We start from the raw sequence: 12626 nt of genomic DNA, 5'->3' as shown, positions 1-12626 counted from the left end.
AGCGCCAAGGACCCAACGGCTTCCCGCCCACCATCATCATGGCAGACTTTCCAGACACAGGGACCCATAACCCCAGGCCATATTCGAGGCACGCGCATTGATGCATCCGGGCTCGCCACGTCCTGTGGTCTCGGTCCTGGGTCGCGCGAACGCGACGATGCCTGCACATCGTCCGGCTTCGCTTGTTCGGCACGACAGCGGGTCGGAGTGCAGACCGGCTTTTCGTTGGGCCCTCTGTCGCGCGTCGCCTGGGATTCGTTGTGCCGCAGCGAGGTTGATTTGGCCGACGAGCAGGCTTGCTTCCCCATCGATACCTTCCGGCGCAGGTCGGGCGTCCGCAGCGGCGCGCGCAAAGACGAAATTCGCTCGCGCGATCAAGCTGATTTGGGCTGTCCAGATGCGGAGCGAAAAATATTCGACTTTGCATTTTCAGAAATCCATGGTCTCTTCTCCGCATCCCGCTTCACTGACGAGGGGCGCTTCGCGAACGTCACGATGCGTTGGGGTGGGATGCGGTGGCCGCGATGGGGCGCAGCATGCTTTGGGCATGCCGACGTACGCCACGTCGCGGACGGTGAAGTCGCAGGGTCCTGGCCTCCCGACGCTGAGGTCCGCGCAACGCGTGAAACGCGTTGTCGCCACGGTGGCAAACAAGCCGGTCACCGAGGAGACTGCGTATAAATCGTAAAGCCATCGCGCAGGGAAGGCCGGGTCTATCCGGCCGAACCTGTGGTTCTGCCGCGTGCTTTTTTGCTGCACGCGGACCGCAGGCCTCGGTCGAGGCCTGGCCTTCCCTGCACCCTCCGTGAGTTGGAGGGGAACGACACCAGCAAGACTCGGACGCAGATGCGCCGCGAGGCAGCAATGTCATGTCTGCAATGGGGGCAACGCATCCAGTGTTGTTTGGATACAGCGGATCGCGTGGCGAGTATCGCGCCACACAAAGGCTGTCGTCCCGGCGAACGCCGGGACCCATGATCATAAGACGACGGTCGAGGCACGCGGGTCGCTACGTCAGCGCTTACGACGCTGCCCTGTGGTTATGGATCCCGGGTCGCGCTTCACTTGCCCGGGACGACAGCGGAGCGCGGCGGCTACGGGCGAGAGCTTCCATCGGCATTGCAAAGCCGCGAGTCTGGATTGCCGTCGTTGCGAGCGGAGCGAAGCAATCCAGGGCCTCATCCGCGGCCCTGGATTGCTTCGGCGCAAGAGCGCCTCGCAATGACGGTGGCGATCGAGGGAGCTGATGATGCCGCTACCCCACCATCCGCCCGCGGCCCTCCCAGAACCGTGCGCGCAGCACCTTCTTGTCGACCTTGCCGACGCCGGTCATCGGCAGCTCCTTGACGAACGAGATGCTCTTGGGCGCATGGGCCGAGCCCTTGCGCGCCTTCACGAGCTCGATCAGCTCGGCAGCGTCGATCTGCGCGCCGGCGCGCGGCACCACGATCGCGGTGACCGCCTCGCCCCATTTGTCGTCGGGCACGCCGACCACCGCGCACATCGCCACGTCGGCATGTTGCGTCAGCACGTCCTCGATCTCGCGCGGGAAGATGTTGAAGCCGCCGGAGACGATCATGTCCTTCTTGCGGTCGAGGATGTACATGTAGCCGCGCTCGTCGCGGCGGGCGATGTCGCCGGTGTGCAGCCAGCCGTTCTTCAAGGTCTCGGCGGTGATGTCCGGCCGCTGCCAATACTCCGCCATCAGATGCGGCGCGCGCACGCAGATCTCGCCGGCCTCGCCCAGCGCGACCTCCTGATCATGGTCATCGAGAATCTTGACCTCGCAGGCCGCGATCGGGAAGCCGCAGGACAGGAACAGCTCCGGCTGCTTCGGATCATGATCGGCCTTCCGCAGCACCGAGACGGGATAGCATTCGGTCTGGCCATAGAGCTGCGAGAACACCGGGCCGATGCGCTCGATGCCTTCGACCAGCCGCGTCGGCGACATCGCCGAGGCGCCGTACAGCACGAGCTCGAGCGAGGAGAGATCTGTCTTAGCTAACGCGGGATGATCGAGCAGCACGTAGATCATCGTCGGCACGAACAGCGTGAAGTTGATGCGCTCGCGCGCGATGGTCGCGAGCACGGCCTCAGGATCAAATCCCTTCAGCATGTGCACGGTGCCGCCCCGCATCAGGGTCGGCAGCACCTTGGTGCCGGCGACATGGCTGATCGGGGCGACCGTCAGATAGCGGGCGCGCTCCGGGATCTCGAAATCGGCGAGGATCGCGGTGGCGAAGCCGCCATATTCCCGGTGATGGCGCAGCGCGCCCTTCGACTTTCCGGTGGTGCCGCCGGTGTAGTTCAAGGTCGCGATGTCCTCGGGCGTGGCGAAGTTGCGCGCGCTGGCGTGGCCTGACTGCTCGATCGCGGCGAGGAGGTCGACGCCATAGCCGGCTGCGCCCAGCGTCAACACGTGGCGCAGGCCGCCCGAGCGCGCGGCCAGTTCGCCGCCGCGGTCGTGGAACGCGGCGGCATCGATCACCAGCACCTGCGATTCGGAATCGGCGAGCTGGAACAGCTGATCGTCGAGCGAGCCCAGCGGATGCAGCCAGGTGATGGCGAGCCGCGACAGCTGCGCCGCCGTGCCGGCGCACCAGGCATCGGCGCGGTTCGCGCTGAGGAACGCGACGCGTGTTCCCGGCGGCAGGCCGAGCCGCATGAACACGTTCTGCATGCGGCCGATCAGGTCGATCGCGCCCTGATAGGTCAGCGATCCGTCCGGCCAGCTGAAGGCGGTGCGCGACGGATGACGCGACAGCGTGAGCAGGGTCTGCTCGCAGACGACCGGAAACGAATGAAGCTGTAGGCTCATGGACGATCCTCCCGAGATGCCGCGATCGTTATGGCGTCGCGGGGCTTGTTGCCGACGCTATCAGAAAGCCCATCGCGCTCAAGGCGCGCTTGTCGTCCTCGGAACATCGCTGCGCGCGCCGCGTTGCCCGGCCGAACAATAGCGGAGCAAGGCCATGCGCACCTCGACAGCTTTTTTTGCGGGAGCCGGAACGGTCGCCATCGCCGTCGCGGCCGGTCTCGGCGGCGGGCTCATGATCGCGGAGGGCATGCATCCGAGTTCGCAGGCGTTCGAGCAGGCCAAGCTCGCGCGTTCCGTGCCGGAGACGCCGTCGCCAAGTCCGACGACCACCTCGTATCTTGCGGCAACGCAGGCGGCCGCGACCACGCCGATCAAGGTGGCGCCCGCAGCAGCGGAGACGGGGCCGGCGACGCCGGTATCGCCCAATCCCTCGCCCCCGCCGCAGGCTGCTGTGCCGGACGCGACGGCTGTGCCCGCCGCCTCTTCGGCGCCGGCCAGCACGCAGGCCGGTACCGCCGAGGACGTTCAGGAGAAGGGACAGGACAAGGCCGAGGACGCGGATCTCAAGGCGCGCGGGGCGGAGCGCAAGCGCGTCGCGGAGCAGCGCCGCGCCGAGCGGCACCGGCAATATGTCGAGCGCCGGCGCCAGCGCCGCGAGCAGGATCTGCGCGCGGTCGAGCAGGCCGTGCGTGAGGATACGACGCCGCGCGCCTATGCGGCGCAGCCGGTCGGCATGGAGGGGCCGCGCTTCAGCTTCTTCGGCGACGATTGATCGCACGCGGCGGCGCCGTTATCCCTGAGCCAACAAGGATCGGGGAGGAACGCGCCGTGCAGGACACTCGATGGGACGGGCTGCGGGCGCGGCTGCGCCTGCCGCTGATCGCAGCGCCGATGTTCCTGGTGTCGGGAATCGAGCTGGTGAGCACGGCCTGCACCAACGGCGTGATCGGCGCGTTCCCGACGGTCAATTGTCGAACCCCCGACGAGCTCGACGCCTGGCTGCTCCAGATTGCCGATCGGCTTGCGCGCAGCAGCGATGCGAGCGGCGCTGCGGCTGCGCCGGTCTGCCCGAATCTGATCGTGCATCAATCAAACGCGCGGCTGCAGGACGATCTCGCGGTGCTGTTGCGGCGCCGCCCGGAGATCGTGATTACCTCGGTCGGCTCGCCGGCAAAGGTTGTTGCGCCCTTGCATGATGCGGGTGCGCTGGTGTTCGCTGACGTCGCCTCGATCCGTCATGCAGAGCGCGCGGTCGAGGCCGGCGCAGATGGCCTGGTGCTGCTCACGGCCGGGGCGGGCGGCCAGACCGGCTGGCTCAATCCATTCGCCTTCGTGCGCGCGGTCAGGGCGTTCTTCGCCGGGCCGATCGTGCTCGCCGGCGGCATCAGCGACGGCGTGGCGTTGCGGGCGGCCGAGGTGCTCGGCTGCGATCTCGCTTACATGGGCACGAAGTTCATCGCCACGCGCGAAAGCCTGGCCGATGACCGGTACAAGTCGATGCTGGTCGCGAGTTCGGCCGACGACGTGCTGCTCACCTCGGCCTTCACCGGCCTGCCGACCAGCATGCTCCGGCCGTCGATCGTCGCGGCCGGGCTCGATCCCGAAGCCTTGCCGGCGCGTGGCGCGATCGAGATCGGCAGTGACATCGACATCGCTGCGCGCGAGGCGCGGCCGAAACGCTGGCGCGACATCTGGAGCGCCGGGCACGCGACCTCGGGGGTCACCGACATCCCGTCGGTCGCCGTGCTGGTGGCGCGCACGGCTGATGAGTACGGCGGCGCGGGTGGCCTCCGGCCATGAGAAAACGTGATGTGTGTCCTTAAGGCACCATTAACCATCGGGTCCCACAATCCGCGGAGCTTGAACTTGGCGGAATCGTGCGATGGGCATCGGGCTACGGCAGGACAAAGAGCGGGTGACGCTCGAGGAGATCCGGATCCGCGTCGGGCATGCTCTGCAGCGGCATCCGCTATGCCGCAACGTCCAGTTCGACATCATGAGCGTTCCCCGCACCGCCCGCGGCGGGAACTGGACCATCAGCTTGCATTCGGTGGAACCGGCCGCGCTTTGGGAAGCCTCCGACATCGTTGCCGACATCCAGGCCGCGTACGATCTGCTGATGCCGGCCGAGCTGTCTTCGGCGGCGTGAAAAAAAATGTCCGTCATGTTCACAGGGCAGAATGGTGGCCTCTGTGTTTCTGTGGCATCGTAAAGCCTTAATTAACTCCCACTTTTCGGCAAAGTGCGGCTTTCCGCCGGGATACGGAGAATTGCGTGACGAAGTCGATCGCTTTTGTCGCTTTGCTGGGCGTGCTGATTGCAGGCGCGGCCGTGACGAGCGTCCTGATGCAGGACAGCGTGCCTTCGGCCGGTGCGATGATGCCGCCGGTGGTGGCGAAGAGCCCGCTCTCCAATCGTGAAGCCAAGGGCGACCGTCTGGCGATGGTCACACTTGCGACCCCCGAGGTGCAGCAGCCGAGTGCCCCGTCGAAGGCGACGCTGCGTCAGGCCTATGCCTATGCGCCGTCCGAGCCGGAGATGGCAAAGGCGTCGGCTGCCGCGGTCGTCGCTGCCGAGCCGATGGTGCCGAAGTCCAAGATTCTCGCCAGGAGCGAGCCGGCCCCGGCGCCGCTGAAGCCGGAGGTGCAAAAGGCCTATTCGTTGCTGTCGGACGGCCAGATCGCAGGCATCAAGGAACGGCTGCGGCTCTCGTCGAGCCAGGAATATTATTGGCCGGCGGTCGAGACGGCGCTGCGCGCCGTCGCCCGCAAGATCCACGCCGGACGCCAGGGCGCGGCGAAGCCGGGCGCGGTGGCGCTCGATCCGGATTCGGATGAGGTGCAACAGCTGAAGTCGGCCGCGATGCCGCTGCTGTGGCAGTTGCGCGAGGATCAGAAGGACGAAGTGCGGCGGCTTGCGCGCACCATCGGCCTCGACAAGGTCGCAGCCGCGATCTGATCGGGGGGGATCCTCCCGGCGTGAACATCAAACTTGGAGTGAACATCAAGAAGGCCGCGCATTGCGCGGCCTTCTTGCTTTCGAGAGGCGCTTTTTCACCTCGCCGGGGGATTGGCCTCCGGATGCCCGCCGCTCTCGGGGCCGGCTCCCGTCGACGACGACGCGGGCGCGGTACGCAGGTCCGGGCCGGGCCGTGCCGGCTGGGTCATGGTCGGGGCTTCCGGCGGGGTGATCGCGGCGCCGGCGCCGACCGTGGTGCCGCGGTCGGTGTTGGTCGGCGCTGACGGCACTGGCGTCGGCTTGTCGCCGCCGGCGAAGCGCGTCGCGCCGCCGCTCTGATAGCCGGCAACCAGCAGGCCGGCGACCACCAGCGCGAGCACGAACAGGCCGCCGAGCTCGGGCAGGGCACCTGACGGGACCACGCCGCGGCCCCGGCCGTCTCCCTCGAGCGCCACCGCCGCGATCTCTCGGTTGTGCCGCGAGCGCAGGAAGGCCAGGAACGCGCCGGCGGCGATGATGATCGCGGCCGCGAGCGTGAAGAACATCAGCCAGCTGATGGGTTGATCGCCTTGCATGTCGAACATCCTTTGATCCGTGAGGGCTGCGCGACGTACAGTCGCGTCAAACCCGCATGACAATCTCTGTTCGTTGCAATCGTCAGTGGCGTGAAAGGTTTCCCGCCCGGCGGCGGAAATCTCGCGTCAGCGCCCTTCGCCGGCGGCCCATAGCGCCTCGAGCCCGGCGCGATAGGTCGGGTAGGCGAAGCCGACGCCGAGCTCCTGCCTGGCGCGGATATTCCGGATGCGCCGGTTGCTGGCATAGAAGCTGCGCGCCATCGGCGACAGCTCGGCGCGGTCGAACGGCAGTTCCGGCGGCGGGGCGATGCCCATCAACGCAGCGGCATAGGCGATGACGTCCTGCGGCGGCGCAGGCTCGTCGTCGACGATGTTCCAGGCGCCGCCTGACCCGCGCTGGATCGCGCCCATGATCGCGCTGGCCGCGTCATCGACATGGATACGGTTGAACACCTGTCCCGGCTTGACGATGCGCCGCGCCCGCCCGGCCCGCAGCTCGACCAGCGCGTTGCGGCCCGGCCCGTAGATGCCGCCGAGCCGGAGCACCGCGAGCCGGTCACCGATCCGCGCGCGCCAGTCCTGCTCGACGCGGACCCGGGCCTGCACCCGGTCGTGCTCGGGCGCCAGCGGCGTGTCCTCATCGATCCAGCCGCCCTGATGGTCGCCATAGACGCCGACGGTCGAGAGGTAGACCACGTGCCGCGCGCGCCCCGCCGTGATGGCGTCGCCGAATGCGGCCAGCGCCGGGTCGCCGCCTCCTCCAGGCGGCACCGAGATCAGCACGACGTCGGCCTGCGCCGCCTTCGCCAGCGTCGCGGCCGCGGGGGCCGTGCCGTCGAACAGGTCGATGTCATCATGCGCCAGTCGCGCGCGCTTGTCGGCGCTGCGGACCGTGCCGCCGATGCGGGCGAACGCGCCACGGTGCAGCTCGACGAAGCGCTGGGCGGTGTAGCCGAAGCCGATGATGAAGAGGTTCATGGATGCCGTTCACCTGGACTTGCGCGAAGGAGCGAGCCTTCGAGTTACCCGGCACCGGGTGGCCCGCGCAATTCAAATGACGCGCGCGGAGTCACCCTGCGGACTGGGCGGTGCTGACCTGCCGCGCTTGTTATGGCTCCCGTCATGGTCCATGTCGTATGATCAGGCGACAGGAGATGGACTGCCACGATGAATTTCCATTCGATCTACCGCCACGGCTTTGCCCGCGTCGCTGCCTGCGTCACCGCCTCGAGCGTCGCCAACCCGACCGCCAATGCGGCGGCGATCCTGGCCGCGGCGCGCGCCTGCCATGACCAGGGCGCGGCGGTCGCGGTGTTTCCAGAGCTCTGTCTGTCCGGCTACGCGATCGAGGACCTCGTCAAGCAGGACCCGCTGCTCGACGCCGTCCAGCGCGGGCTGCTCACCCTCGTCGAAGCCTCGCACGACCTGATGCCCGTCCTGATCGTCGGTGCGCCGTTGCGCTTTGCGCATCGTGTCTACAATTGCGCCGTCGTGATCCACCGCGGCGAGGTGCTCGGCGTTATTCCCAAGAGCTACCTGCCGACCTATCGCGAATTCTACGAAGGCCGCCACTTCGCCTCCGGCGCCGGCATCCGCGGCGAGATGATCGAGGTCGCCGAGACCATGGCGCCGTTCGGCACCGACCTTCTGTTCGCCGCCGCGGATGTCGCCGGCCTCGTCATCGGCGTCGAGATCTGCGAGGACATGTGGATCCCGGTGACGCCGGCGTCCGAGCTCGCGCTCGCCGGCGCCACCGTGCTCGCCAATCTCTCGGGCAGCCCGATCACGGTCGGCCGCGCCGAGTCCCGCTCACTGTTGTGCCGCTCGACCTCGGCGCGCTGCCTCGCGGCCTATGTCTATGCGGCGGCGGGCGTCGGCGAATCCACCACGGATCTCGCCTGGGACGGCCAGACCTCGATCTTCGAGAATGGCGTGCTGCTCGCCGAGAGCGAGCGCTTCCGCCAGACCGGACAGACCATCTTCGCCGACGTCGATCTCGATCTGCTGCGCCAGGAGCGGGCGCTGATGGGCACGTTCGACGACAATGCGCGCGCGCAAGGCGCCGGCATGCACTGGCGCCGCATCGGCTTCGAGCTGCAGCCGGCCGAGGGCGACATCGGCTTCATGCGCAGCATCGAGCGCTTTCCGTTCGTGCCGAGCGATGCCGCGCGGCTCGATCAGGACTGCTACGAGGCCTACAACATCCAGGTCGCCGGCCTGACGCAGCGGCTGCGCGCCACCGGCACCAAGCGCATCGTGATCGGCGTCTCCGGCGGGCTCGATTCCACGCATGCGCTGATCGTCGCGGCGAAGGCGATCGACCTGCTCGGCCTTCCCCGCACCAACATCCTGGCCTATACGATGCCCGGCTTCGCCACGGGCGCGCAGAGCAAGTCCTACGCGCATGCGCTGATGTCGTCGCTTCAAGTCAGCGCCGCCGAACTCGACATCCGCCCCGCGGCGACGCAGATGCTGAAGGACATCGGCCATCCCTTCGGCCGCGGCGAACAGGTCTACGACGTCACCTTCGAGAACGTGCAGGCCGGGCTGCGCACCGACTATCTGTTCCGCCTCGCCAACGACCGCGGCGGCCTCGTGCTCGGCACCGGCGATCTCTCCGAGCTGGCGCTGGGCTGGTGCACCTATGGCGTCGGCGATCAGATGGCGCACTACAACGTCAATGCCGGCGTGCCGAAGACCCTGATCCAGCATCTCATCCGCTGGGTCATCGCCTCGCATCAGTTCTCGGCCGATGTCGACCGCACGCTCGAGGCAGTGCTGTCGGCCGAGATCTCGCCGGAGCTGGTCCCGGTGAAGGAGGGCGAGACGCCGCAGAGCACCCAGGCCACGATCGGCCCCTATGAGCTGCAGGACTTCAATTTGTTCTACACGCTGCGCTACGGCATGCGCCCGTCGAAGATCGCCTTCATGGCGCATCACGCCTGGAAGAATGTCGGCGACGGCGCCTGGCCGCCGCATTTCCCTGCCGACAAGCGCCACGCCTATACGCTTCCCGAGATCAGGAAGTGGCTGGAGGTGTTCCTCAAGCGCTTCTTCGCCTTCAGCCAGTTCAAGCGCTCGGCGATGCCGAACGGCCCGAAGGTGGTGGCCGGCGGCGCCCTGTCGCCGCGCGGCGACTGGCGCGCCCCGTCCGACGGCAACGCCACCGCGTGGCTGGAGGACCTGGAGCGCAACGTGCCGAAGTGACGACCATCTTGCTCCGCCGCCGCGCTTGCCATATCCGAGACGTGCGCGTCCGCCTTTGCGGCGCCGTCATCGACATCGTTGAACGGAGCAAATCATGAGCGTGACCGCCGCCGGCATTTCCTCGATGGCGACGAGGCAGATCCTCGCTGAGCTCGCCGCCGCCTATGAGGAGGCGACCGGCGAGGTGATCACGATCGAATCCGTCGGCGGCGTCGATGCCGCCAAGCGCATCCGCGCCGGCGAAGCGTTCGACTTCGCCGTGCTCGCCTCCGATGCGCTGCAGAAGCTTGAAAGCGACGGTCATCTCGTTCCCGGCAGCATCATCGAAATCGCGGAATCGCCGATGGCGATGGCGGTGCGCGCCGGCAGCCCCAAGCCCGATCCGCTCGACGAGGCCGCCGTGCGCAGGGCGATGGAGAACGCCAGGGCGATCGGCATCTCCACCGGCCCGAGCGGCACGTATGTGCAGAAGCTCGCCCGCGACTGGGGCCTGGAGAGCGAGGGCACTTCGCGCCTGGTCCAGGCCAAGCCCGGCATTCCCGTCGCCAGGCTGCTCGCCGACGGCGAGGTCGAGGTCGGCTTCCAGCAGCTCAGCGAAATGCTCGGCGCGCCCGGCATCGACATCGTCGGCCTGCTGCCGGACGCGCTGCAGCCGGGCACGGTGTTCGCTGCCGCCTTGTGCAAGGCCGGCGCGCACGCCGAGGCCGCGCGCGCCTTCATCGAATATCTGGTCTCGGAGGAGACCGCCGAAACCAAGCGCCAGCACGGCATGACGCCGGTGTGAGGCGCCGGCCCCACAGCCCGCGAAAAAATCCGATCGCCGCGTGTCGTCTCGGCCTTGTCCCGATCGTCTTCCAACCGAACAATCGGGAAGGAGACGGCGGATGAGCACATCGTACTATCGCTGGGTGATCGTGGCGGCCGGGGGCGTGCTCGGCTGCGTCGCCGTCGGCGGCCTGTTCTCGCTGCCGGTGTTCCTCAAGCCGATGGCCGCCGAGACCGGATGGTCGGTCGCGGGGATCTCCACCGCGATGACGATCGGCTTCCTGGCGATGGCCGTCACCAGCATGGGCTGGGGCACGCTGTCCGACCGCATCGGCCCGCGTCCCGTGCTGCTGATCGGATCGATCCTGCTCGCCGTCAGCCTGCTGCTGGCAAGCCTGACATCCTCGCTGTTGGCGTTCCAACTGCTGTTCGGCCTGATCGCAGGCATCGCGACGGCGGCGATCTTCCCGCCGGTCATGGCGACCGTCACCGGCTGGTTCGACACCCATCGCAGCCTCGCGGTGTCGCTGGTCTCGGCCGGCATGGGCGTGGCGCCGATGACGATGTCGCCGCTCGCGGCCTGGCTCGTCTCCAGCTACGACTGGCGGACCGCGATGCAGTGCATCGCCGCGATCGTGGCCGCCATCATGATTCCCACGTCGCTGCTCGTGGGCCGTCCGCCATCGTCCGCGCCCGGCGACGCCGTCGCGTCGGGTCCCGCCGCCGGGCCGGCCGAGATGACGCGATCGGCGGCGCTGCGCTCGCCGCAGTTCCTGATCCTGCTCGCCACCAACTTCTTCTGCTGCGCCACGCATTCCGGCCCCATCATCCACACCGTGAGCTATGCCGTCACCTGCGGCATCCCGCTGATGGCGGCGGTGACGATCTACAGCATCGAGGGGCTCGCCGGGCTCGGCGGCCGCATCGCCTTCGGCCTGCTCGGCGACCGCTTCGGCGCCAAGCGCGTGCTCGTTCTCGGCCTGCTCGCGCAGGCGTTCGGCGCGCTCTCCTACGTGGTCGTGCGCGACCTCGCCGCGTTCTATGCGGTTGCGGCCACCTTCGGCTTCCTCTATGCCGGCACCATGCCGCTCTACGCCGCGATCGCGCGTGACAATTTTCCGCAAGGCATCATGGGCACGGTGATCGGCGGCACGGCGATGGCCGGCAGCCTCGGCATGGCGACCGGCCCGCTGGCCGGCGGCCTGATCTACGACAGCTTTGCGAGCTACACTTGGCTCTATGTCGGCTCGTGGGTGATGGGCCTCGGCGCTGTCATGATGATGATGACCTTCCGGCCGTTTCCCAAGCCTGTGTCGCAGCCTGGCGCCGTGCCCATGCAAGCGCCGGCCTGACGCTGCTGCATCGCACCTTCACGCGCGCCGTCGGAATCGAACAACAACGCTTGATCCCCCGGCAGGAACTGTGATGTCGCAGCCGGGTTGGGCGGCGTGGAGTTCAACCGGATGGAGATCGGATCCATGAAGAAGACCCAGCTTGCCATTGCCACCCTCGTCGCCGCCACCCTCGCCGCCGTCCCGCTCGCCGCGCAAGCGAAGCACCACAAGAAGCACAACGCCGCGACGTCGACCACCTCGTCGCAGACCACCGGCAGCAACATGAAGTCCGGCCGCGATTCCACCTCGTCGAGCCAGGGCAATGTCGGCCCGGGCACGAACCAGGCGGGAAGCATGGGGAAGTAGGACGGATTCGTCCGTCGGATTCAGCGTCGGAGTGCCCGGTGCCCGGGCTTTCCGACGCGCGATGGCGCTCCGCGCAGCGATGCAAGACGACGCGCTCCACGTGGCGGGACGCACGAAACCACGGGAGCGAACAAGCCTTGCGACCACCAATCGGCCTCGCCAATCGGGCGATGGATCCCGATCAGCAAAACCCGATCACTTCGAGGCTTCCTTGATCTTGTGATCCAAATGCCCGGTGCCGTGGTCCCGGCGCAACTGGCTCAGCGACGTCTCGTTGAGCTGCAGCAGCACGTCACTGAGCTTCGTCGAATCCGGATAGCCGGCCGCAAACGACTTCCCGTAGATCTTGCGCAACGTGGCGACCAACGTATTGCCGTGCTTCCTGCTGATCTCGCCATCCTTGTCCCGATGGCGGCCGTCGAGTCCCGGTTCCTTCATGCGTCTCTCCCCATGATGCGACTTGCGCGGTTGGGGAGGAGCCTGCGCTCAATTCGCCCGATTGGCAACGCTGCGGCGCGAAACGGACAAGTCAGCAGCACCCCAGTAATGTATGGAATATGATGCCAGCACTGTCGCCGTAATCCCGGCCGCGGCTCCATCTGG

General features: G+C 67.6%; 12 protein-coding genes. 8 read left to right on the top strand and 4 right to left on the bottom strand.

Features of this window, described 5'->3' with window-relative positions; translation table 11 throughout:
- Positions 1–1255 precede the first annotated feature (1255 nt).
- Positions 1256–2818, bottom strand: coding sequence for an AMP-binding protein (locus tag ACQR0W_RS31150; RefSeq protein WP_316170789.1), 1563 nt, complete (start codon positions 2816–2818; stop codon positions 1256–1258).
- Positions 2819–2972: 154 nt separating this feature from the next.
- On the opposite strand from ACQR0W_RS31150, the gene ACQR0W_RS31145 reads away from it, so the two are divergent.
- The 4 genes from ACQR0W_RS31145 to ACQR0W_RS31130 all read left to right on the top strand — a co-directional run bounded on the left by ACQR0W_RS31145 (position 2973) and on the right by ACQR0W_RS31130 (position 5776).
- Positions 2973–3590, top strand: coding sequence for a hypothetical protein (locus tag ACQR0W_RS31145; RefSeq protein WP_316170790.1), 618 nt, complete (start codon positions 2973–2975; stop codon positions 3588–3590).
- Positions 3591–3646: 56 nt separating this feature from the next.
- Positions 3647–4618, top strand: coding sequence for an NAD(P)H-dependent flavin oxidoreductase (locus ACQR0W_RS31140; RefSeq protein ID WP_315751444.1), 972 nt, complete (start codon positions 3647–3649; stop codon positions 4616–4618).
- A gap of 82 nt (positions 4619–4700) precedes the next feature.
- Positions 4701–4967 carry a hypothetical protein gene (locus ACQR0W_RS31135; protein ID WP_315716274.1) on the top strand — a complete coding sequence of 89 codons (267 nt, stop codon included), beginning with the start codon at positions 4701–4703 and terminating at the stop codon, positions 4965–4967.
- A gap of 182 nt (positions 4968–5149) precedes the next feature.
- Positions 5150–5776, top strand: coding sequence for a hypothetical protein (locus ACQR0W_RS31130; protein WP_315716458.1), 627 nt, complete (start codon positions 5150–5152; stop codon positions 5774–5776).
- A 95-nt stretch (positions 5777–5871) separates the two neighbouring features.
- On the opposite strand, the gene ACQR0W_RS31125 is transcribed toward ACQR0W_RS31130, so the two are convergent.
- Both ACQR0W_RS31125 and ACQR0W_RS31120 read right to left on the bottom strand, forming a co-directional pair.
- A complete protein-coding gene (locus tag ACQR0W_RS31125) occupies positions 5872–6351 on the bottom strand; it encodes a hypothetical protein (protein ID WP_316170817.1) in 480 nt (159 codons plus the stop codon).
- A 126-nt stretch (positions 6352–6477) separates the two neighbouring features.
- Positions 6478–7329 (bottom strand): NAD-dependent epimerase/dehydratase family protein, encoded by an 852-nt coding sequence (locus ACQR0W_RS31120; RefSeq protein ID WP_315716273.1) that lies wholly within the window; start codon positions 7327–7329, stop codon positions 6478–6480.
- Between the two features lie 189 nt (positions 7330–7518).
- Between ACQR0W_RS31120 and ACQR0W_RS31115 the strand changes: the two genes are divergently transcribed.
- From ACQR0W_RS31115 to ACQR0W_RS31100, 4 genes are all read left to right on the top strand, one after another.
- A complete protein-coding gene (locus tag ACQR0W_RS31115; RefSeq protein ID WP_315716272.1) occupies positions 7519–9558 on the top strand; it encodes an NAD(+) synthase in 2040 nt (679 codons plus the stop codon).
- A 94-nt stretch (positions 9559–9652) separates the two neighbouring features.
- The gene (locus ACQR0W_RS31110) at positions 9653–10342 is read left to right on the top strand and encodes a substrate-binding domain-containing protein (RefSeq protein ID WP_316165525.1); all 690 of its coding nucleotides are present in this window, start codon (positions 9653–9655) and stop codon (positions 10340–10342) included.
- 100 nt (positions 10343–10442) lie between these two features.
- Positions 10443–11675: an MFS transporter gene (locus tag ACQR0W_RS31105; protein ID WP_315716270.1), complete on the top strand. Its 1233-nt coding sequence runs from the start codon at positions 10443–10445 to the stop codon at positions 11673–11675.
- 126 nt (positions 11676–11801) lie between these two features.
- Positions 11802–12023, top strand: a complete 222-nt coding sequence (locus tag ACQR0W_RS31100) for a hypothetical protein (protein WP_315716269.1) — start codon at positions 11802–11804, stop codon at positions 12021–12023.
- A gap of 195 nt (positions 12024–12218) precedes the next feature.
- Here the strand turns inward: ACQR0W_RS31100 and ACQR0W_RS31095 are convergent, their stop codons facing one another.
- Positions 12219–12461 (bottom strand): hypothetical protein, encoded by a 243-nt coding sequence (locus tag ACQR0W_RS31095; protein WP_315736152.1) that lies wholly within the window; start codon positions 12459–12461, stop codon positions 12219–12221.
- Positions 12462–12626: the final 165 nt, after the last annotated feature.

This window comes from Bradyrhizobium sp. HKCCYLRH1034 (assembly GCF_051168375.1).
Taxonomy (GTDB): domain Bacteria; phylum Pseudomonadota; class Alphaproteobacteria; order Rhizobiales; family Xanthobacteraceae; genus Bradyrhizobium.
This window is presented reverse-complemented; position numbering and strand designations above follow the sequence as displayed.